The sequence below is a fragment of the Desulfosporosinus sp. genome, assembly GCF_014237355.1.
Taxonomy (GTDB): Bacteria; Bacillota; Desulfitobacteriia; order Desulfitobacteriales; family Desulfitobacteriaceae; genus Desulfosporosinus.
The window spans coordinates 141061-161890 of sequence record NZ_JABZFS010000049.1 but is presented as its reverse complement, the minus strand read 5'-3'; the positions used below and the strand labels follow the sequence as shown (position 1 = coordinate 161890).

At 43.8% G+C, this 20830-nt stretch carries 21 protein-coding genes; 20 read left to right on the top strand and 1 reads right to left on the bottom strand.

Going from position 1 to position 20830, the window contains the following annotated elements; genetic code table 11:
- Positions 1 to 13: 13 nt before the first annotated feature.
- From HGJ98_RS10720 to trxA, 5 genes are all read left to right on the top strand, one after another.
- Positions 14 to 634 carry an MBL fold metallo-hydrolase gene (locus HGJ98_RS10720; protein WP_291351207.1) on the top strand — a complete coding sequence of 207 codons (621 nt, stop codon included), beginning with the start codon at positions 14 to 16 and terminating at the stop codon, positions 632 to 634.
- Positions 635 to 1106: 472 nt separating this feature from the next.
- On the top strand, positions 1107 to 2378 hold the full coding sequence (gene hisS, locus HGJ98_RS10715; protein ID WP_291351205.1) for a histidine--tRNA ligase: 1272 nt from the start codon (positions 1107 to 1109) through the stop codon (positions 2376 to 2378).
- Between the two features lies 1 nt (position 2379).
- The gene (aspS, locus tag HGJ98_RS10710) at positions 2380 to 4161 is read left to right on the top strand and encodes an aspartate--tRNA ligase (RefSeq protein WP_291351203.1); all 1782 of its coding nucleotides are present in this window, start codon (positions 2380 to 2382) and stop codon (positions 4159 to 4161) included.
- 174 nt (positions 4162 to 4335) lie between these two features.
- Positions 4336 to 4617 (top strand): metal-sensitive transcriptional regulator, encoded by a 282-nt coding sequence (locus HGJ98_RS10705; RefSeq protein ID WP_291351202.1) that lies wholly within the window; start codon positions 4336 to 4338, stop codon positions 4615 to 4617.
- Positions 4618 to 4644: 27 nt separating this feature from the next.
- Positions 4645 to 4974 carry a thioredoxin gene (trxA, locus tag HGJ98_RS10700; RefSeq protein ID WP_291351200.1) on the top strand — a complete coding sequence of 110 codons (330 nt, stop codon included), beginning with the start codon at positions 4645 to 4647 and terminating at the stop codon, positions 4972 to 4974.
- 189 nt (positions 4975 to 5163) lie between these two features.
- Here the strand turns inward: trxA and HGJ98_RS10695 are convergent, their stop codons facing one another.
- Positions 5164 to 6441 carry a replication-associated recombination protein A gene (locus tag HGJ98_RS10695; RefSeq protein WP_291351198.1) on the bottom strand — a complete coding sequence of 426 codons (1278 nt, stop codon included), beginning with the start codon at positions 6439 to 6441 and terminating at the stop codon, positions 5164 to 5166.
- Between the two features lie 461 nt (positions 6442 to 6902).
- Here HGJ98_RS10695 and HGJ98_RS10690 point away from each other — a divergent pair, with 461 nt between their 5' ends.
- The 15 genes from HGJ98_RS10690 to mltG all read left to right on the top strand — a co-directional run bounded on the left by HGJ98_RS10690 (position 6903) and on the right by mltG (position 20761).
- Complete coding sequence (locus tag HGJ98_RS10690; protein ID WP_291351196.1) at positions 6903 to 7355, top strand: Rrf2 family transcriptional regulator; 453 nt, start codon at positions 6903 to 6905, stop codon at positions 7353 to 7355.
- A 42-nt stretch (positions 7356 to 7397) separates the two neighbouring features.
- Positions 7398 to 8582 carry a cysteine desulfurase NifS gene (nifS, locus tag HGJ98_RS10685; protein ID WP_291351194.1) on the top strand — a complete coding sequence of 395 codons (1185 nt, stop codon included), beginning with the start codon at positions 7398 to 7400 and terminating at the stop codon, positions 8580 to 8582.
- A 16-nt stretch (positions 8583 to 8598) separates the two neighbouring features.
- Entirely contained in the window at positions 8599 to 8976 is a 378-nt protein-coding gene (gene nifU, locus HGJ98_RS10680; protein WP_291351192.1) for a Fe-S cluster assembly scaffold protein NifU, read from the top strand.
- Positions 8977 to 8982: 6 nt separating this feature from the next.
- Positions 8983 to 10125 carry a tRNA 2-thiouridine(34) synthase MnmA gene (gene mnmA / locus HGJ98_RS10675; RefSeq protein ID WP_291351236.1) on the top strand — a complete coding sequence of 381 codons (1143 nt, stop codon included), beginning with the start codon at positions 8983 to 8985 and terminating at the stop codon, positions 10123 to 10125.
- 80 nt (positions 10126 to 10205) lie between these two features.
- Complete coding sequence (locus tag HGJ98_RS10670; RefSeq protein ID WP_291351190.1) at positions 10206 to 10700, top strand: PRC-barrel domain-containing protein; 495 nt, start codon at positions 10206 to 10208, stop codon at positions 10698 to 10700.
- Positions 10697 to 10891 carry a hypothetical protein gene (locus HGJ98_RS10665; RefSeq protein WP_291351188.1) on the top strand — a complete coding sequence of 65 codons (195 nt, stop codon included), beginning with the start codon at positions 10697 to 10699 and terminating at the stop codon, positions 10889 to 10891. Before HGJ98_RS10670 ends, HGJ98_RS10665 begins: the two co-directional genes overlap by 4 nt.
- Positions 10892 to 11473: 582 nt before the next feature.
- Complete coding sequence (locus HGJ98_RS10660) at positions 11474 to 12505, top strand: AI-2E family transporter (RefSeq protein ID WP_291351187.1); 1032 nt, start codon at positions 11474 to 11476, stop codon at positions 12503 to 12505.
- A gap of 185 nt (positions 12506 to 12690) precedes the next feature.
- The gene (gene alaS / locus HGJ98_RS10655; RefSeq protein WP_291351234.1) at positions 12691 to 15318 is read left to right on the top strand and encodes an alanine--tRNA ligase; all 2628 of its coding nucleotides are present in this window, start codon (positions 12691 to 12693) and stop codon (positions 15316 to 15318) included.
- A gap of 88 nt (positions 15319 to 15406) precedes the next feature.
- Positions 15407 to 15661: an IreB family regulatory phosphoprotein gene (locus HGJ98_RS10650; protein ID WP_291351185.1), complete on the top strand. Its 255-nt coding sequence runs from the start codon at positions 15407 to 15409 to the stop codon at positions 15659 to 15661.
- Positions 15662 to 15977: 316 nt separating this feature from the next.
- Positions 15978 to 16922: an aldo/keto reductase gene (locus HGJ98_RS10645; RefSeq protein WP_291351183.1), complete on the top strand. Its 945-nt coding sequence runs from the start codon at positions 15978 to 15980 to the stop codon at positions 16920 to 16922.
- Positions 16923 to 16965: 43 nt separating this feature from the next.
- On the top strand, positions 16966 to 17289 hold the full coding sequence (locus tag HGJ98_RS10640) for a multidrug efflux SMR transporter (RefSeq protein WP_291351182.1): 324 nt from the start codon (positions 16966 to 16968) through the stop codon (positions 17287 to 17289).
- A gap of 67 nt (positions 17290 to 17356) precedes the next feature.
- Positions 17357 to 17764, top strand: coding sequence for a Holliday junction resolvase RuvX (gene ruvX, locus HGJ98_RS10635; RefSeq protein WP_291351180.1), 408 nt, complete (start codon positions 17357 to 17359; stop codon positions 17762 to 17764).
- 105 nt (positions 17765 to 17869) lie between these two features.
- Positions 17870 to 18175 carry a DUF1292 domain-containing protein gene (locus HGJ98_RS10630; RefSeq protein ID WP_291351179.1) on the top strand — a complete coding sequence of 102 codons (306 nt, stop codon included), beginning with the start codon at positions 17870 to 17872 and terminating at the stop codon, positions 18173 to 18175.
- A gap of 210 nt (positions 18176 to 18385) precedes the next feature.
- Positions 18386 to 19702: a VanW family protein gene (locus HGJ98_RS10625; RefSeq protein ID WP_291351177.1), complete on the top strand. Its 1317-nt coding sequence runs from the start codon at positions 18386 to 18388 to the stop codon at positions 19700 to 19702.
- Between the two features lie 39 nt (positions 19703 to 19741).
- Entirely contained in the window at positions 19742 to 20761 is a 1020-nt protein-coding gene (gene mltG / locus HGJ98_RS10620) for an endolytic transglycosylase MltG (protein ID WP_291351175.1), read from the top strand.
- The last annotated feature ends 69 nt before the right edge of the window (positions 20762 to 20830 follow it).

Below are 20830 nucleotides of genomic sequence, written 5' to 3'. Positions count from 1 at the left end.
GGAGGGATTTTTCATGATTGAAGGACGAGCCATGGGTTCCATGGGAGCAAATTGTTATTTGTACGCTTGTATGGAGACTAAAAAAGCAGTGGTTATTGACCCTGGTGCTGATGGAAAAAGTATTTATCGTTGGATCTTAGAAAAAGGTTTTAAAGTAGAATATATTCTGCTTACTCATGGCCACGTAGATCACATTGGTGCGGTAGATGAGCTTAAAGAGCTATTGGGGGATGTACAAGTTGGGATCCATACGGGTGATGCAGGGATGCTTACAGATGGACGAAAAAACCTCTCTAGTTACTTTGGACCGGGACTTGCTCTCAATAAAGCGGATCTCCTACTTAGTGATGGACAAGAGCTTATAGTTGGTAACCAACGAATCAAAGTCATAGCAACCCCAGGGCACTCTCCTGGTAGTGTTTGTTTTTTATGTTCTGATGGGTTAATAAGCGGAGATACTCTCTTTGCTGGATCAATTGGCAGAACTGATTTTCCGGGTGGATCAATGAATCAATTATTAGATGGAGTTAAGAAAAAGCTCTTAATTCTTCCTGATGATACCCGGGTTTTCCCTGGCCATGGCGAAGAGACCAGTATCGGAGAAGAAAAACGGGATAATCCTTTTCTAGACTAGTAGTGAATGAAACCTTATAATCGAAAGTACCAATAAATTACAGAAATAGCTGATAAATATTTGACAAATAAGAATTGAATTTGATAAAATACATTGATATAGGCCAAGATGTTGGGATAAATAATGTTAGCATGTTGAAGACTCGTAAAACCTTTTGGACAAAACCGTTTTAATCTTTCTCCAGGGAGGGCTTGCAAAGACTGGAACTAGCCTGAAAGATACACGGCAGGACAACCAAAATGGGGGTTTTTTGCATCGGATAGTCTCGTTAACGACTGAAAAGTGGGCGGAGAAATTCCGTCAATTAGGGTGGCACCACGAGAAGTTCTCGTCCCTTGCGCAAAGCGAGGAACGAGGACTTTTTTTGAGTAACTTACCTCGAATAAATGTTGGAATGACAACTTCCGACACCGAGATCTCGATGAGGTTTCATTAATTTAGCGATTATTAGATTCAAGGGAGGAATTTAAATATGGCAATTCAGCGTCCAAAAGGGACTCAAGATTTATTGCCTGGTACTATCGAGCAATGGCAATATCTCGAAGAAACTATTCGTTCGGTTTGCCGCGATTATGGATACGAAGAGATTCGGACACCAATTTTTGAAGCGACAGAACTTTTTCAAAGAGGGGTTGGGCAAACTACAGATATTGTAAAAAAAGAAATGTATACCTTCCTTGATAAAGGGAACCGTTCTATGACCCTTCGTCCGGAACTGACGGCTTCAGTTTGTCGTGCTTACGTGGAGGACAAGCTTTACGGTCAACCTCAACCTGTAAAGCTCTACTATATCGGACCTATGTTTCGCTATGAACGGCCGCAAAGCGGACGGTTTCGTCAGTTCCATCAATTTGGTGTTGAAGTATTAGGTGCCGACCAACCAATTGTGGACGCAGAAGTAATTAGCTTAGTTTGGAATTTATATCAACGGCTTGGACTAGTTGGGCTAGAAGTTCATGTTAACTCAGTCGGCTGCCCGATTTGTAGGGCAAGGCACCGTGAACAACTTCAGGAATTTTTGGCCACTCGAAAAGGCGAGCTTTGTAATGACTGCCAGGAACGGTTTGATCGAAACCCTTTGCGCATCCTTGATTGCAAGAACCCCTCCTGTCAAACCGTAACGACAGGGGCAACCACAACAAAGGATACCCTCTGTGAAGACTGCAGTACACACTTTGAACGAGTTCTAGCCATCTTAGAGAGGGCAGGAGTGGTCTATCGAGTCAATCCCCGCTTAGTTCGAGGGCTGGATTATTATACGAAGACAGCTTTTGAAGTTATGGTTGAGGAAATTGGAGCACAGAGCGCCATCTGTGGAGGCGGACGGTATGATAAGCTGGTTGAAGAGATAGGTGGACCACCAACACCGGGCATCGGTTTTGCGATGGGAATTGAGCGGGTCTTAGCGGCGCTTCAAGTGCAGGACAAGCTTCCTAAAGAGGAACCTAAGCTGTTTGGGATGCTTATTGCCCTAGGCGAGAAAGCCCAAACTGAGGGCTTTGCTCTCCTTAGTACACTGAGGAGCCAAGGTATGCCTGTGGGTATGGATTTACTGGGTCGAAGTCTTAAAAACCAACTTAAATCCGCTAATCGCCAAGGTGCACGCTATGCCTTCATTCTAGGCGAAGAAGAACTTGCCCGAAATGTCCTCGTCATAAAGGACTTAACGTTAGGGGAGCAAATGGAAGTCTCACTGAGCGACGCAGTCGAAGAAATCAACAAGAAGTATCAGAGAGGTGTGTAACATGACAGTATTTTCAGAACGTGTTGAAAATGGAGAGTTAGAATTAGCAAAAGTAGGCGAGATCGTTCGTTTGTTAGGATGGGTTCAGCGCCGTCGTGACCACGGAGGTTTAATTTTCGTTGATCTGCGCGATCGTACAGGAATCGTTCAAGTTGTCTTCGACCCAGAAAAGATGGGAGACGGATTTTCCAAGGCAGAACGATTACGGTCAGAGTTTGTTGTCTCCATTCAAGGAGAAGTAATTGCCCGTCCTGAGGGGATGATTAATCCAAACATAGCCACCGGCAAAATTGAGATCGTGGCCCAGTCCCTGGAGGTATTAAATGGCGCCAAAACTCCTCCTTACTATATTGTTGATCAGGTAGATGTTGACGAAACAGTGCGGCTAAAATATCGCTATCTGGATCTGCGACGCCCTGAAATGCAGGCCGTGTTTAAGATCAGGCATCGAGTTACACAAATAATGCGTAATTTCTTTGATAGCCAAGGTTTTTATGAAATCGAAACTCCAATGCTCAATAAGTCAACCCCTGAAGGAGCACGAGATTACCTAGTTCCCAGCCGTGTACATCCTGGTGAGTTTTATGCCTTACCCCAGTCCCCCCAAATATATAAGCAACTTCTCATGGTAGGCGGTATGGAAAAGTATTTTCAAATTGCACGCTGTTTCCGGGATGAAGATTTAAGAGCAGATCGTCAACCGGAGTTTACTCAACTAGATGTTGAGATGTCTTTTGTTGAAGTCGAAGATATTCTGCCCATGATGGAGGAATTGATGGCTGAGATTTTTTCAGAGACCATTGGGAAATCAGTAGCTATTCCTTTCCCACGTTTAACCTATAAAGAAGCAATGGACCGCTATGGTTCCGATAAACCAGATACTCGCTTTGGCATGGAACTCATTGATGTGGGGGAAATCGTGGGCAAGACCGGATTTAAAGTATTCGCTAATGTGGTGGCCAGCGGGGGAAGTGTAAAATGTATCTGTGCTAAAGGGTGTTCCGGCTTGCCTCGCCGAGAAATCGATGATCTGGCTAAGTTTGTTAGTACTTATCGGGCAAAAGGTTTGGCTTGGATTGTTTTAGCTGAGGAAGGGATCAAATCTCCTATTGCCAAGTTCTTTACGGAAGAGGAAATGGCTGCTCTAATTAAATATACCGGAGCCGAGACAGGGGATATCTTGTTCTTTGTGGCTGATACCTATGCTGTGGTTTCCGATGCCCTCGGACATCTGCGCTTGGAATTAGCGAAGCGGTTAGGTCTAATCGATGAGAATATGCTTCAATTCTTGTGGGTTACGGAATTCCCGCTCCTAGAATATGATGAGGAACAGAAACGTCATATCGCTATTCATCATCCATTCACCGCACCTATGGACGAAGATTTACAGCTCCTCGAGACTGATCCTCTTAAGGTTCGTGCTAAAGCCTATGATATGGTTCTTAACGGAACAGAACTCGGAGGTGGAAGTATCCGGATTCATCGTCGTGAGGTTCAGGAGCGGTTATTTAAGTTATTAGGATTCTCTGAGGAAGAAGCTATCGCTCAATTCGGATTTCTCATGGAAGCGTTTGAATATGGGACTCCACCCCATGGTGGAATTGCCTTCGGTCTTGACCGACTAATTATGCTTTTAACTGGAAAAGATAATATTCGCGATGTCATCGCTTTTCCAAAAACACAAAGTGCCTCTGACCTAATGGCTCATGCTCCTTCAACCGTTGCGGATAAACAATTAAAGGAATTGCATATCAAAACTATTGAGCAACCTAGTATAAAGTAGGCAACAGGTTTAATAATATCTAGAATAGGAGTCTAACTCATGATATTAACGTGCTGTACCGAGGTTATGTGACTTGATAGTTGTAGAGTAGGCTGTAGAAGAGTTGACAGAGAGGGGGGCATTGGCTATAATATTTATTGTAGCTACCCCCTTAGGGTATGGAGGATGCATAGCATGACGAATTCAACCCCCTATTCGGAATCCAAAGAGGATATTGTGCGTAGGCTTAAAAAGATCGAAGGTCAGGTAAAAGGGATTCAACGTATGGTTGAGAGTGACAAGTATTGTGTTGACGTATTAATTCAAGTGGCTGCTGTTCGTGCTGCGCTTAATAAAGTTGGCACAATTGTCTTTGAACACCATTCACGGGGATGTATGCGCAATGCCGTTGAGAACAATAACCAGGAAGCTGCCATTGAGGAGCTTATTGGGGTGCTCGCTAAATTCATAAAGTAAATCTATTTGATTAGGAGGAATTTTAATATGGCTGGTGCAAATGTTAAAACCTTTACGACTGCAAATTTTGATTCGGATGTTTTAAAGTCTGAGCAAGCGGTTTTAGTTGACTTTTGGGCTCCTTGGTGTAGTCCGTGTCGCATGGTTGCTCCTGTTATTGATGAGCTTGCTGATGAGTATGTTGGACGAATTACAATTGGTAAGGTTAACGTAGACGAAAATGGTCCCATCTCTAGTCAATATGGAGTTATGAGCATTCCAACCCTGGCGATTTTCAAAGGCGGCGAAGTGGTAGAGAAAATCGTAGGTTTCCGTGGAAAACCGGATCTTATTAAAATGCTCGAAAAACATATCTAAACTATAAGGTATTAAAAAGCGATGTCCCATTTAAGCGGGCATCGCTTTTTTGTACTATCAGAAAGTATAAACTTGTGTTTTATACTTTCTAAGCATAAGTGCAACTAGGGCGGCCGCCTTCGCGGGGCTGCAAGATGGTTAACTCGTGCGAAGACAGTGTCTTCGGGCGCCAGCCAAGTTTTCTTTATGTCAGGGAGACTCTTTTCCCATACCTGAAGATATGTAGAAGGTTTGGCCTTGAACACTGGGTGGCAAGTAAGTTTGTTTGACCCAGTGGTTGGGGAAGTCGTGTGGGTATAAATACTCTTTTCCGTTTCCCAGCTTTTCTGCACCTGGATAATGCGCATCTTTAAGATGAGCGGGAACTTCTCCAGTGGGGTGTTTCTTTACATAATTTAGAGCACGGTCAATGCTGGTGACAGAACTGTTGCTTTTTTGAGCAGTTGTAATAGCTAAGACAGCTTGAGCCATAGGAATCCTTGCTTCAGGTAGGCCAAGCCATTCTAGCGCATTGGCTGCAGCATGGGCCTGGAGCATGACCATTGGATCTGCTAATCCCACATCTTCAGATGCATGGACGATAATCCGACGGATAATGAAACGCGGATCTTCCCCTGCCTCTAATAACACAGCTAACCAATAAAGCGCAGCATCTGGATCTGAGCCACGCATACTTTTAATAAATGCGGAAATGATGTCATAATGATTATCTCCTGATTTATCAAACCGGATAGCCCGCTGTTGTATCGATTCTTCTGCTATTTCGAGGGAAATGTAACGCAGCCCGTTTTCCGGCGGCGTAGTGAGAACTGCCAACTCAAGGGCATTAAGGGCGCGTCGTAAATCTCCGTTAGCATAATTAATCCAATGCTCCCACGCTTCAGGGGTGATCTCTACGTTATATTGGCCAAGACCACGTTCTGTATCCTTTAGGGCTTGTTCGAGTCCAAAACGAATTTCCGCTGGGACAAGAAGTTCTAATCGAAAAAGCGTTGAGCGGCTGAGAAGCGCAGAATTGAGCTCGAAAAAGGGGTTTTCGGTTGTAGCGCCGATGAAGGTAATTGTACCGTTTTCAACTGCAGGTAGGAGTGCATCTTGTTGTCCTTTATTAAAACGATGGACTTCATCACAAAAAACCAGAGTGCGTTTTCCGTAAAGATGAAGTTCATCTGAAGCCTTAGTGATAATTTCACGAATCTCTTTAACTCCAGAGGTTACAGCATTTATACGAACAAAATGAGACGTGGTTTTAGCAGCGATAACTTGTGCCAAAGAAGTTTTTCCAGTTCCTGGTGGTCCATAGAGAATCAAAGACGAAACACGGTCAGCCTCAATTGCTCGGCGTAAGAGTTTTCCGGGACCAAGAATTTGATCCTGACCGATATATTCATCAATTGTCCTCGGGCGCATGCGTTCGGCAAGAGGTGCAACCTGATGTTGATTGAATGTTGCAGAAAAAAGATCCATGATTCATGTTCCTTTCCAATTTGTAGGAGCAATTTGTCTTGCTCCATCCGATCTCTTGTACTATCAGACCTTATGCCGCTTTGCGGCACCACTATTGCGTTCTATACTACAAGAAGGGCTAACCCGTGCGAAGACGATGTCTGCAAGAAGGGCTAATACGTACGAAGACAGTGTCTGCAAGAAGGGTTATTACGTGCGAAGACAGTGTCTTCGTGTGTGTGGGCGCCAGCTAAAGGTTTCTTCACTTGATTATATCATGCGGAATGGGCATCTGCTCGAAGTGGACTTCAGAAAAATGTTAGTTAGATCACAGTTAAGAGGGGAAAGTTTGATGTAAAATACAAAAGAAGTCTAGTTAACAGAAGTCTGCTTGACAAATCCCGAGTGTTTTTATAAGATATAAGGGGATAAAAGAAATGGACTGATTTAAGGGTTTATATAGCAGAAAAGAGGTGAGGGTGTTGAAACTCTCGACCAAAGGTCGATATGGGGTAAAAGCTATGTTTGACTTAGCTCAACATATGGGTGAAGGTCCGACTTCTTTGAAAAGTATCGCGGAGAGACAGGGGATATCTGAACACTATCTGGAGCAACTTATTTCGGGCTTGCGAAAGGCTGGTCTCGTAAAAAGTGTTCGTGGTGCACAGGGCGGTTATTTATTGGGAAAAGAACCGGATAAGATAAAAATTGGGGATATTATCCGAGTCTTAGAAGGCCCGATTGCTCCGACGGATTGCGTCTCAGAGGAGGACCCTGAAACTTGCGCTAAAGCACAGTATTGCGTTACTCGAACAATTTGGGAGAAAGTTCGGGACTCTATCGCAGAGGTTCTAGATTCGATTACACTTCAAACAATGCTTGAGGATGCCAAAAAGATTGAATCTGAGCGGAGCCTCTATATGTACTACATTTAATCCGGTTTTGCTACAAAGTTATATATAAGGAGTGAGCCTCTAATGCGACGTGTTTATTTAGACCATAGTGCAACGACTCCGGTTGATCCGGAAGTGGCTGCCATAATGATGACGTATTATACAGAAAAGTATGGTAACCCGTCAAGTGTTCATGGTTTTGGTAGAGAGGCTAAACAAGCCTTAGAGCAAGCGCGAAATCAGGTAGCAGAGCTGATTGGAGCTGCATCTGGGGAGATTACATTTACCAGTGGGGGAACCGAGGCGGATAATCTGGCAATTCTAGGGACTGCTGAGGCACTCCGAAAAAAGGGTAAACATATTATCACCTCTTGCATTGAGCACCACGCAGTTTTGGAAACTTGTGAATACTTAGAAAAAAATGGCTTTGACTTAACAGTCATTCCGGTAGATGAAGAGGGAATTATCTCGGTTGATGCTGTAAGAAAGGCGATTCGGCCAGATACAATACTAATTACGATTATGCATGCGAATAATGAGGTTGGTTCAATTCAACCAATTTCAGAGATAGGTAAACTGGCCAAGGAACAGGGTATTGTTTTTCATGTGGATGCAGTTCAGTCCCTTGGAAAAATCCCTGTCAACGTCGAAGAACTGAATGTCGACCTTTTGACGGTTTCCGGGCATAAGATTTATGGCCCTAAAGGTGTGGGAGCACTCTATGTTCGCAAAGGATTACGGATCGTTCCTTTAGTTCATGGCGGAGGGCAAGAAAAGAAACGTCGCTCGGGAACTGAGAATACACCTGGAATTATTGGCTTTGGTAAGGCTTGTGAACTGGCTGGACAACGGATGGCTGACGATGCGGAGCATCAAAGAAAACTGCGCGACAAGCTGATAAACGGTATCTTAGAGCGCATTGATTTTGTCAAAGTTAATGGACCTTTAGGGGAGAAACGCTTACCAAATAACGTGAATGTCAGTATTCGTTATGTTGAAGGGGAGTCTTTATTACTCTCGTTAGACATGCTTGGAATAGCTGCCTCGAGCGGTTCAGCATGTACTTCAGGGTCTTTAGATCCTTCTCATGTATTGCTTGGGATGGGATTAATTCACGAAATTGCTCACGGTTCGCTTCGTTTTTCACTAGGGCGTCAGAATACGGAAGAAGATATTGATTATGTTCTTGAACAATTACCTAAGATCGTGGAGCGTTTACGAATGATGTCTCCACTGTATGATCAGGCTATTCATTCAAAACAAGCATAAGAGGAGTGAGGAAGAAATGTATACAGAAAAAGTAATGGATCATTTTACAAATCCGCGCAATGTTGGCGAATTGGAAAATCCAGATGGTGTCGGTGAAGTAGGAAACGCCAAGTGTGGAGATATCATGCGTATATATTTAGATATCGAAGGAGACATTATTAAAGACGTTAAATTTAAAACCTTTGGTTGCGGTGCTGCAGTTGCTACCAGCAGCATGGTTACGGAAATGGTCAAGGGTAAAACCATTGAAGAAGCAATGGAAATTTCCAATGCGGCTGTTGCTGAGGCGTTAGGAGGACTTCCGCCGGCAAAAATGCATTGTTCAAATCTAGCCGCTGATGCACTTCATGAGGCTATTAAAAATTATCACGACAAACAGCACAAGAAGGAATAGATGACTATGACTCTGACTCCAAAACCTAAAGTAGTTGTGGGTATGAGTGGCGGTGTGGATAGTTCCATGGCCGCCGCTTTGCTCAAAGAAGAAGGCTATGATGTGATCGGGGTTACTCTGCAGATATGGGAAGCAACGGGTCCGGAAGTTGAAGGAGGCTGCTGCTCCAACTCAGCTATTGATGATGCCAGGCGGGTTGCATTCATACTGGGAATTCCCCATTACGTTCTGAACTTTCGTTCGTATTTTAAGGAGACTGTGGTAGATTATTTCACCCAGTCTTATTTGTATGGGGAAACTCCAAACCCCTGTTTAGCCTGCAACAAACATGTAAAATTCGGGGAAATGCTCCGCAAAGCACGTGGTTTGGGGGCTGAGTATATTGCAACCGGACATTACGCTCAGGTTTTACGGGATCCGGGCAGTGAACGGTTTCTCTTAAGTAAGGGCGCAGATAATCGGAAAGATCAGACCTATGCATTGTACATGTTGACCCAGGAACAGCTTGAACATACCTTATTTCCATTAGCAGACTACCGAAAAGAGCATGTTCGGGAAATGGCTCGGGAGCGAGGCTTAGGTGTCGGTGATAAGCCGGAAAGCCAAGAAATTTGTTTTGTACCGGATGATGATTATGCTTCCTTTGTTAGGGAACGAATCGAAGTGCCGATTAAGCGGGGCAATTTCGTGGACTTAGCCGGAAATAAGTTAGGCCGGCATGAGGGGATTATTAACTTCACTGTTGGACAGCGTAAAGGCTTAGGGGTTACTTTTGGTAAACCAATGTACGTAGTAGGGCTAAATCCTGAACTCAATGAGGTGGTTTTGGGCGAAGATCGGGAAGTCTATACAGATACTCTTTGGGCAACCGAACTTAACTGGATATCCATTCCCTATTTAACTGAACCTCTCAAAGTTGAGGCGAAAATCCGCTATAACTCAACTGGAGCTCCTGCCACGATTTTTCCTGCTGAAATTGGGTCAGGGTATGAGGTAATGGTGCGTTTTGACCAACCACAGCGTGCAGTGACACCAGGACAGGCAGTCGTCTTTTATCATGGCAACTTAGTCGTTGGCGGGGGAAAAATTATTTCAGATCCTCGAGGCCGTAATCGAGGTTCGAAGTTCGAGGTTCGTGGTTCGATTTAAGGCACGGCTTTCCGATGCATAAAGGTTAGAGAAGCTGGGCAGAGTATAGATAGAATTCAGTTTAACGAGGTGGAAAACAGATGCGACGCACTCGAGAGATTGTCGGACTACCCGTTTTAGATTTGAAGAGTGGTAACTCTATTGGCTGGGTACATGATCTTGTCCTTGACAATGACAAAGACGAGGTTGTCGGAGTCCTCTTAGAAGGCGGGCACTTCTTCCACTCAGCAAAAGGCATTCCTCGAAAGGCCATTGCAACTGTCGGTAAGGATGCCCTAACAGTTCACGAAAAAACAATAGAAGAACTAAATGGGATACGGTGGTCTGAAAAGGTAGGAAATGAAGTCTATACTCAAGGTGGAGACGCTAGAGGCACGATTGAAGATGTTTTTCTCGATGATTCCATCGAAAGAATGGTTGGATTCGAGGTATCTGACGGGCTCTTCGCCGACCTTCTTCATGGTCGGGGAACGATTCTTAAGCCGCATGTCATGATCGATGGAAAAGACATCTTAATTGTTGATAACCAGGTATCCCCCTTGGATCAGTCGAATGAAGGGGGATTAAGATCATGAATTGTCCAGTTTGTAATGGACGTGCCATTGGCAGAGTAGGCGTTGAACAATTCTATTGCTGGGATTGTTGCGTCGAGTTTGCCACTCAGACTGATAAAGTGGTTATTTATGATTTGGCGGAAGATGGTTCTTTGGTGGCTTGGGATGACGCAAGCTTCAACGAGGGTGCTTTGAATGCGGTTATAGAGTGATCACAGACAGCATAGAGAAGGAGCGATAAATAATGAGATCAAAGCATATGGTTAACAGTATTATGACCGGAAGTGTCGCTTTAGCAAGTGCTCTCGCTTTATTCATGTTTCCTCGTCGAAAGAAGAATATGTTAATGCGACGCAGTATGAATCTCTTGACCAAGGGAAGGTACATGCTTTTGAAAAGAACAAAATTATTCCACTAAAATAGATTTAAGAAGCGCGCATCGCGCGCTTTTTGTTTTACTATCAGAAAGTATAAACTTGCGTTATATACTGCAAGAAGGTTAACTCGTGCGAAGACAGTGTCTTCGTCTAAGCATAAGCGCAACTAAGGCGGCCGCCTGCGCCTACGGCTGCAAGAAAGCAAACACGTGCGAAGACAATGTCTTCGGGCGCCAGCCAAGTTTTCTTTATTAAAGAAATACCGAAATAGTCAGTTTCATGTCATTGCTCCTAAGGCAACTTAAGTGGTGTGTCATCCTGAAGGAGGGACGACCGAAGGATCCAGATCCTTCGCTATGGCCTAGGATGACGGAATAATCTTGTCATACCTTAGAAAGGAAGTGTACTTTTCTGGTTATGAAACTTAGTAATTGGAAATGGATTTTCGCAGGCACCTGTTTGCTTGCAGCTATACTAGTTCTTTTCAAGGTAAGGGCAATTTTGGGACCGTTTTTTTTAGCCTTTGTGCTCGCATATCTGTTGAACCCGCTGGTGGTTCTTTTGGAACGATATAAGCTTAGTCGAAACAAAGCAATTGCGATTGTTTTTAGCTTGATTATTATCTTCTTCTCAGCCACAGTCTTTTTGATCATCCCAATTATTTATAATGAATTAAGTAAATTGGTAGCGATTTTGCCTCAGACAATCCAGTCGATTACGGATATGATCGATGGGTATCGCAATGAGTTTAAAGCGACGGGGCTGCCCAGTCGTGTTGCCCTCGTCCTTGATGAGCATTTAGCAGAGGGAGAAACAATGCTTGCAGAGCGGCTTAATCTGTTTCTCGATAATTTGCCGAGGGCCTTGTCCACTGTGACTCTTTATATGCTATCTCCAGTCATAGCCATCTATTTCCTAGCAGATTGGAAAGGGTTAGGAGAAGGGTTTTATCGAATTGTCCCGCAACGTTGGAGGATGGAATGGCGGCGTCTATGGCAGGACATCAACCATGTTATTCGGCAATATGTACGAGGAGATCTGGTCGTTGCCATGATTGTAGGGATACTAATTGGCATAGGAGTAAAACTAATTGGGATGGACTATGCCTTGCTAATCGGTCTTATTTGTGGGACGTTTGATCTTATTCCTTATTTTGGACCAGCCATTGGAGCAGTGCCTGCTGTCCTCTTGGCCTTAACCCATTCTCCAGTTATGGCGCTTAAGGTGGTGTTGATCATTTTCGTAGTTCAACAACTGGAGGGAAATGTCATATCTCCTAAACTCATGGGTGAGAGCGTTGGGCTTCATCCCCTTTGGGTTGTGTTTGCCCTTCTAGCTTGTGGAGAAATTGCAGGATTCTGGGGACTATTCTTGGCTGTCCCTTTGGCTGCTGTTATTCGAGTTATTCTAAAGCATGTTTATTTCCGGCTGGTTTCAACCAAAGTCTAACTAGTTGACAAATAAGACATTCCCTGTATATACTTTATAGACAATGGGAATTTTATATAAACGAATGAGAATTAAGTCGGAAACGTTCTTTAGCCCGTAAGATAGCAGGGTGATCCCAAAAAATCTCGTCCCTGATTGAAATAGGGGGAGATTATTTTTTTATGAAATTCAAAGGGGTGTTCGCATTGTATTCTGGTAATGAATTAAGGGACATGTTTCTTAAATATTTTGAAGCTAAAGGACACAAGATTTTGCCTAGCGCTTCGCTGATCCCCAAAGATGATCCAACCTTGTTGTTAACAGTGGCGGGCATGGTCCCTTTTAAACCATACTTTCAACGTCGGGTTGAACCTCCTTTTCCGAGAGCAACCACCGCTCAAAAGTGTGTGCGCACTCCGGATCTCGAGGAAGTTGGAAAAACTGCCCGACACCATACATATTTTGAAATGCTGGGAAACTTTTCCTTTGGAGATTATTTTAAAACTGACGCCATTCCTTGGGCTTGGGAGTATATCACTGAGGTTTTAAAAATACCTGTAGAAAAACTGTGGGTGACGATTTACCCAGAAGATGAGGATGCAAAAGGGATCTGGGAAAAAGCGGGTGTTAGATCCGAACGTATCGTTGGAGATCCAGAGAACTTCTGGGCGGCTGGTCCGACGGGCCCTTGTGGACCTTGTTCTGAGATCTATGTTGATTTGGGTGAAGCCAGAGGGTGTGGTAAACCTAGTTGTGCTATCGGGTGTGACTGTGATCGTTTCTTGGAAATATGGAATTTGGTCTTCATGCAGTACAATCGCGATGAGGCGGGTGTCCTGACGCCGCTTCCTAAGCAAAACATTGATACGGGAATGGGTTTAGAGCGGATTGCCTCTGTAATGCAAGGGGTTGAAACTAATTTTGACACGGATCTATTCCGTCCCATTATTGATTATGTAGCAACCTTGGCAGGGGTTAAGTATAAGGAAAACCCTAAAAGTGATTTGGCTTTAAAGGTGGTTTCAGATCACCTTCGAGCAGTTTCCTTTATGCTCTCTGATGGAATTCGGCCGAATAATGAAGGCCGTGGCTATGTCCTGCGTCGTATTTTACGTCGTGCTGTCAGGTATGCAAAACTCCTTGGGATTGACAAGCCGTTCTTAGAATCCGCCTTTAGAATAATACAAAGGGACTATGCACATGCCTATCCTGAGCTTAAAGAAAATGAGAATTTTATTTTAAACCACTTAATTTTAGAAGAGAAGAACTTTTTGGCGACCTTAGAGCAAGGTACTCAGCTATTGCAGGAAAAGGTCAAGGAGCTTTTGAAACAAGAAGAGGCAGTGTTAACAGGAGCGGATGCCTTTTATTTATATGAAACTTATGGTTTCCCAGTAGAATTAACGGAAGAAATGCTGGCGGAACAAGGGCTGACTGTAGATATGGTATCCTTTCAAGCGGCAGCAGAGGAGCATCGCCTCAGGGCTAAAGAACAATCCCAGCAAATGCGCGCCGTGGTGGAAAGCCCGGAACTCATAGAAAAGGCCAAATCTTTAGGAACGACACCCTTCATTGGGTATGAAAAAGCCTCGACAACAACTCGTATAGAGGGTCTGTTTGTGGATGGCAAGGAGATGCAAGATGCGGGTGAAGGGGAAGAGGTCATGATCTTCCTTTCTGAAACGCCGTTCTATGCAGAAAGCGGAGGTCAGGTATCGGATGTAGGTGTCATTCGAACATCCCGGGCCGAGGCCCGAGTACTTGAAGTCAAAAAAGGTGTAACAGGTACCCTTTACCATAGAGCAGAGGTCACGACAGGAGTTCTGCACGTGGGTGAATCTGCTGAGGTCGAAATCGATAACTCTGAACGTCTGGCAACCACTCGACATCACAGCGCGACTCACCTCCTTCAGACCGCGTTGAGATCAGTTTTAGGAGAGCATGTACAACAGGCCGGGTCTTTGGTGACTCCGGAACGCTTGCGTTTTGACTTTACTCATTTTTCACCCATGACACCGGATGGGTTAAGGGCTGTAGAAGGTTTGATTAATGAAGCAGTGCTAAAGAATATGCCTGTTAAAGCGACAGAAATGTTGTTGAAAGAGGCTAAAGAGAGTGGAGTAACGGCACTTTTTGGAGAAAAATACGGAGAAATTGTTAGAGTCATCAGTATGGGGACATTTAGTCAAGAATTATGCGGTGGAACTCATGTCAGCAGCACGGGAGAAATTGGCTTGGTAAAAATCCTCAGCGAGGGTGGAATTGGAGCTGGCTTACGGAGGATTGAGGCAGTTGCTGGATTAGAGGCCTTGGCTTACTTCCGCTCCCTCGATGAACAAGTAATGGAAGTAGCCCAAACCCTTAAAGCTCAGCCATTAGAAATAGGTAAGCGAGTAAATGGTTTAATGTCACAAGTTAAAGACCTCGAACGAGAGATCGGACAGCTTCAGGCAAAGCTCGCTAAAAACGAAGTAGATGGTTTGCTGAATCTAGTAAGCGAGGTGGAGGGCGTTCAGTTTATAGCTGCCCAAGTACATGCTTCAGACATGGAGAGCCTTCGTCAAAGAGTGGATCTTATTCGAGACAAAATGAAATCCGGGGTTATTGTCTTGGGTGCAGTTAGTGAAGGAAAGGTAAATTTTGTCACAACTGTAAGCCCGACAGGTTTAAGTGGGCTTCATGCCGGACAGATTATTAAAGAAGTAGCCAAAATAACCGGTGGCGGTGGTGGCGGAAGGCCAGATATGGCCCAGGCTGGTGGTAAAGATCCTAGTAAACTGGGAGAAGCCATTGATCGAGTTCCTCATCTTCTCCGTAGTTTTCTCAAAAAATAGAGGATAATCTTTTAACCAGTCAGAATAACTAATATTAGCAGGAGATAGCGAGAAACGGAGAATCGAAAGGCGAAAGGGGGCAGGGAATATGGATCGAATGGAAGAAACCATGATGTTTAAGGCTGTGGTAGAAGAAGACATTTCTGCCCGGGATATTTTGCAGAAGGTGTATGCCGCGTTACAAGAGAAAGGATATGACCCGATTAACCAAATGGTTGGTTATCTCATGTCAGGCGACCCTGTGTACATTACCAGCCACAATCAGGCGAGATCAATGATTCGTAAACTTGAACGCTTTGAGCTGATCGAAGAACTGGTTAGAACCTATTTGCAAGAAAAATAATTTTTAAGTTGAAACCCTCACTCAACGTGAGGGTTTCAACTTTAGCGAAGCTCGAGGCTCGAAGCGCGAACATTGGAATTTCGTTCTACTATCAGTATAAGATTAGCGCCTTGCTTAGAGAACAATTCAAGCTGTGTCATCCTGAGCGATAGCGAAGGATCTAGATCCTTCAGTCATTCTTCTTTCAGGATGACTTAGCCCTTAAGTTACTTTATATAGCAATGACGAGCCCTTGACGTAGGATCGAGGGTTGCCAAGGTTTTACGTTTCGCGCATCCCCGGGAATCGCACTTGCACCTGAAAGGAGGGCGTGGAAATGCGTCAAGTCAAACTTGGTTTATGGGGAGCAGAAGTTTCAGAGGTGTGCTTCGGAAGTTTAGCAATATCTCCGTTACAAGGCCGGGTAACGGAAGCAGAAGGAGTATCTGTTTTACGCTATGCTCTGGACCAAGGGATCAATTGGATTGACACGGCGGAAATCTACGATAACTATGGACAAATTGCTCAGGCAATAAAAGATCATCCGGACGTTCGAGTTGTTAGTAAATCCTACTCTGTTTCTGCTGAAGATATGAGCTTTAGTCTAGAAAAGGCACGAACTGCTCTAAATAGAGATACTCTTGACTTTTTTCTCCTTCATGAACAGGAAAGTGCTTTAACTCTCAAAGGGCATGAGAAGGCTTGGGAAGAGCTCTTGCGGGCAAAGGAAAAGGGTATCGTGCGTTGGATCGGAATTTCGACTCATGCTGTTGCAGGAGTGCGAGCCGGAGCGCTATTACCCGGTCTGGATGTCATTCACCCGATCTTAAATTATCAGGGACTTGGGATCATTGATGGAACCTTAAGCGATATGCAGGATGCCATTTCCTTTGCTTCTGACTTGGGGATCGGGATTTACGCTATGAAGGTTTTTGGGGGCGGGCACTTGGCAAATAATCCTGAGAAAGCCTTGGCCTTTACCCGAAGCGTTCCAGGTGTGCAGGGAATTGCTTTGGGAATGTCCAGCCGAGAAGAGGTCGATTATAATCTGCTCTTGATGGCTGGAAAAGAGGTTCCCCAGGCCTTACAAGAAAAGGTTAAGCATCGGAAACGGAAACTCTACATTGCCGATTGGTGTCAGGGATGCGGGCTTTGTTTAGAGGCTTGTCCTCAAGGTGCTTTAAGTATTGAAGGAACTGTATCCGTCGTTAATGCTGAAGCATGTGTACTTTGTGGGTATTGTGGTAGGGTTTGTCCGCATTTTTGCCTCAAAATCGTTTAGGCTATGAGATGTAAAGAATTAATACGAGGAACAAGGAGAAACTATGAGCTGGATATATTTAATATTAGCTATAGCTTTTGAACTCTGTGGCACAACATTAATGAAGCTTTCAGATGGATTGACAAAACTAGTTCCATCAATAGGTATGTTCGTTTCATATACGTTATGTTTTTGGCTTCTATCTTTGTCTTTAAAAGAAATTGAGGTAAGTGTGGCCTATGCGATTTGGTCAGCTGTAGGGATCGTGGTTATTTCAGTTATAGGGATCGTGTTTTTTAAGGAAACAGTAAATACGCTTAAAGTAGTTTCAATACTGTTGATAGTGATTGGAGTTGTAGGATTAAACTTGAGTGGTACCAGCCATTAGCAAAAAGACAATGACCATTAACTAAGGGTTCTTATAAGTAACGATAAGGCAGTTTGGAGGAAACTATGTGAGAATAATGGGGCTGGATTTTGGGTCGAAGACAATTGGTGTGGCGATGAGTGATGCCCTATTTTGGACGGCTCAAGGGGTTAAGACGATCAAGCGCTCTAAGAGAGAAATCGATGAGCTGCGTGAACTCATTCGAGACTATGAGGTAATGGAGATTGTGATTGGCTACCCGAAGAATATGAATGGAACTCTAGGGCCTCGTTGTGAGATGACTCAGGAGTTCGCAGAGGTTTTGCGCTCAGAGTTTGGGCTTGAAGTGAAGTTATGGGATGAGCGTTTAAGTACTGTAGCAGCCCAACGAACTCTTATCGAAGCGGATGTTTCCCGGGCCAAACGCAAACAGGTTATCGATAAGATGGCAGCGGTTTTTATTCTTCAGGGTTACTTAGACAGTAGGAGCAAGTGAACTTGTGGATCGTGATCTACTTTTAAAAAATATTTTTGGGCAAAATTTGACAATCATTACCTACAATAGTACAATGACAATATTCTTTGATAAGAGGTGAATCTAATGACTGACCATCCACATAACCATGATGAGCATGATGCTGAAGAGTTTGACACTGTCATTCTCACAGATGATGAGGGAAAAGACCATGAGTTTCTTCATCTAGACACTTTGGAACTAGAAGGTTCTACATACTTTGTCTTAATGCCTATCTCCGAGGACGAATCTGAAGAGGATGAGGCTATTATCCTTAAACTCGGCAAAGATGCTGAGGGGGGCGAAATGCTGCTTGACATCGAAGACGATGAAGAGTGGGAGAAAGTGGCCGATGCTTGGGAGAACCTTGTAGAAGCCGAAGATGATGACTAGGACTAAGACAGACTATTGCTAAGACATCTCCTTAATATTTGGTGTATTGGAACAAAAAAACTCGCCGACAACCTCGGCGAGTTTTTTTGTACTTAAATCGACTATTATTTTTCAATAAATTGTAAACGTATTTTACCTCTAAAAAGACTGATTTAGAGATTAACAAAAAACTCTAAGGAAATAATAAGGTTTATAAAAGAGGAGGTGATGATGATAACAAATGAAGAAGGAACTTTACGAAATTATTTTCTTGCAAGTGTTCTTCTTTGCCTAATAGTCTTATTAAGCGGTTGTAATCTTGTAGGTTATACTTCGGAAAAAGGTGGACCAAAGGATTCTAGAACGAAGGTCATTTCTGAGGGAACTGCAATCGAAGATTTGGATTTAAGTGGCACTCCGGTTTCTGAAGCACCTCTAAAGATAAAGAATTGGGCAAAGGACAAGCTGGAAGAAACTCGTGTCCTGTTGTACAATGATACAGAGATTCCAGTGGCTTTAAAAGAGATCGGGATTGAAGTTGATACCCGCAAGATGATCGAAGAGGCCCAACTTAATCCCGGAAAGACGTTGCCCTGCTTATTGAAAGTGGATCCACTGGCAGCAAGTCAAAAGCTACAGGAAAGACTAAAAAAGTTCAACAAACCTGCTAAAGATGCCTCTTATAAAATCGAAAAAGATAAGGTTGTGATTCGTCCAGCCCAAAGTGGACGGTCGGTTGCCGTTGATCAATTGATTCGTCAGATTCAAAGTGTTCCTCTGAGTGAGGTGCCGACAAGAATCGATATTCCCATGGAAAATATTCCAGCAAAGGTTACAACAGAGTCCGTAAAAGCCTTGGCTTTTGATTCAATTATTGGGGAGTTTTCGACTAATTTTTCCGTCGGGGAGATCAATCGTTCAGCAAATTTAGCTGCGGCAGCAAAAGCTTTGGATCGTAAACTCTTGCGTCCAGGACAAACTCTTTCTTTTAATGAGACAGTAGGTCCTCGTGAGCCTGAAACAGGGTATAAAGATGCTTATGTGATTATCAATGGAGAATATGTTAAGGGAACCGGAGGAGGGGTATGCCAGGTGTCCTCGACTCTATACAATGCAGTTTTATTGAGTAATCTAGAAATATTAGAACGAATGCCTCATGCAATGGTCATAAGTTATGTACCACCTGGACAAGATGCAACAGTTAATTATCCCAACATAGATTTTAAGTTTAAAAATAATACAGGCAGTTTAGTTTATTTACGGACCGAGGTTAAACAAGGGGTGCTGACGGTTCGCATTTGGGGTAAGAAAACCGGGAAATCCGTAAGGATTGAACATCAAGTGGAGAAAGAAATGGCTTTTAAAACCATAAGAAAATATGATCCCAAGCTGCCTAGTGGACGAGTTATCCAAGATCAAAAGGGTTCCAAAGGTATGGTGGTCAATACGTGGCAGATCGTTAGGGATGCAAAGGGCCATGAGACTAAACAATTTTTGGGTCGGGATTGGTATGCACCGACGAATCGTATTTTACGCGTAGGGACCTAAGAGGGTTCGTTTCGGAGTTATTGAAAGAGAGAGTGAGAAATGTCCAGAAAAAAGAAGACGTCAGGTATATTTAAGTGGATTATTCTTCTTTCCTTAATTGGAGGATTTGGTTTTCTATCTTGGTGGAGTTGGGCGACTAAGCCTTACTCTACTTCAGGCAACAGTGTGAACGTCACCATTGCTCCGGGAACTACGGCAGGACAATTGGCGGAAGTATTACAAGAGCGTCAGCTCATACGCAGTTCTTGGATGTTTAGATTTCTAGCTCGCGAACGTCAAGAGAATTTTAAGTTATATGTTGGAGATTACCAATTGGCACCTACTATGTCTCCCAGTGAAATTATCAATCGCTTAATAAGTGGTTCGGCAACCTTAGAGACGAATATGGTGACAATCCCTGAAGGGTATAATACGCAACAAATTATTGAACTCCTCGTTAAGAAAGGAATTGGGAGTAAAGAGGAGTATACAAAAGTTGTTACGCAAGATGAGTTTCCATATCCGTTTTTAAATAATACCCCCAAGGGAATCCATCGCTTAGAAGGATACTTATTTCCCAATACCTACAACATCTCTGTTAAAACTACCCCTCATGGGGTCATTGATTTACTCCTCCGACAGTTTGCTAAAGAACTGACACCAGAGGTTGAGAAGCAGCTTCAGACAATGAAACTTACTGTTGCCCAGTGGGTTACACTGGGCTCTCTCATTGAAAAAGAAGCGGTGAAAGAAGAAGACCGCCCTTTGATTGCTTCCGTGTTACTGAATCGATTAAAAATTAACCAGCCCCTTCAGATTGATGCCACAATTCAATTTTTGCTTGAAACCCCAAAACCAAATCTTTCTTACGAAGATCTCAAGATTCCGTCTCCCTATAATACCTATCTTAACGCAGGATTTCCGCCCGGGCCGATTGCCAATCCCGGACATGCCTCTCTGCAAGCGGTATTGTATCCGGCCCAAACGAATTACCGATATTATGTGGCGAAAAAAGACGGCTATCATGTGTTTGCCGAAACCTATGCGGAACATTTAAAAAATGTGAAATTGTATCAGTGAGTGTGGATAGCCTGACATGCCGCTGCTGCAGCACCGGGTCGCTCGGGTCGGGCAGCTTCGCCCACATCC

Excerpts from the sequence above, each read along its gene's own strand:
- trxA (WP_291351200.1), top strand. The coding sequence starts at position 4,645 with ATGGCTGGTGCAAATGTTAAAACCTTTACGACTGCAAATTTTGATTCG.
- hisS (WP_291351205.1), top strand. The coding sequence starts at position 1,107 with ATGGCAATTCAGCGTCCAAAAGGGACTCAAGATTTATTGCCTGGTACT.
- aspS (WP_291351203.1), top strand. The coding sequence starts at position 2,380 with ATGACAGTATTTTCAGAACGTGTTGAAAATGGAGAGTTAGAATTAGCA.
- HGJ98_RS10660 (WP_291351187.1), top strand. The coding sequence starts at position 11,474 with ATGAAACTTAGTAATTGGAAATGGATTTTCGCAGGCACCTGTTTGCTT.
- HGJ98_RS10705 (WP_291351202.1), top strand. The coding sequence starts at position 4,336 with ATGACGAATTCAACCCCCTATTCGGAATCCAAAGAGGATATTGTGCGT.
- nifU (WP_291351192.1), top strand. The coding sequence starts at position 8,599 with ATGTATACAGAAAAAGTAATGGATCATTTTACAAATCCGCGCAATGTT.
- HGJ98_RS10720 (WP_291351207.1), top strand. The coding sequence starts at position 14 with ATGATTGAAGGACGAGCCATGGGTTCCATGGGAGCAAATTGTTATTTG.
- HGJ98_RS10645 (WP_291351183.1), top strand. The coding sequence starts at position 15,978 with ATGCGTCAAGTCAAACTTGGTTTATGGGGAGCAGAAGTTTCAGAGGTG.
- mltG (WP_291351175.1), top strand. The coding sequence starts at position 19,742 with ATGTCCAGAAAAAAGAAGACGTCAGGTATATTTAAGTGGATTATTCTT.
- HGJ98_RS10625 (WP_291351177.1), top strand. The coding sequence starts at position 18,386 with ATGATAACAAATGAAGAAGGAACTTTACGAAATTATTTTCTTGCAAGT.
- HGJ98_RS10630 (WP_291351179.1), top strand. The coding sequence starts at position 17,870 with ATGACTGACCATCCACATAACCATGATGAGCATGATGCTGAAGAGTTT.
- HGJ98_RS10695 (WP_291351198.1), bottom strand. The coding sequence starts at position 6,441 with ATGGATCTTTTTTCTGCAACATTCAATCAACATCAGGTTGCACCTCTT.
- HGJ98_RS10650 (WP_291351185.1), top strand. The coding sequence starts at position 15,407 with ATGGATCGAATGGAAGAAACCATGATGTTTAAGGCTGTGGTAGAAGAA.
- nifS (WP_291351194.1), top strand. The coding sequence starts at position 7,398 with ATGCGACGTGTTTATTTAGACCATAGTGCAACGACTCCGGTTGATCCG.
- mnmA (WP_291351236.1), top strand. The coding sequence starts at position 8,983 with ATGACTCTGACTCCAAAACCTAAAGTAGTTGTGGGTATGAGTGGCGGT.
- HGJ98_RS10640 (WP_291351182.1), top strand. The coding sequence starts at position 16,966 with ATGAGCTGGATATATTTAATATTAGCTATAGCTTTTGAACTCTGTGGC.
- HGJ98_RS10665 (WP_291351188.1), top strand. The coding sequence starts at position 10,697 with ATGAATTGTCCAGTTTGTAATGGACGTGCCATTGGCAGAGTAGGCGTT.
- HGJ98_RS10670 (WP_291351190.1), top strand. The coding sequence starts at position 10,206 with ATGCGACGCACTCGAGAGATTGTCGGACTACCCGTTTTAGATTTGAAG.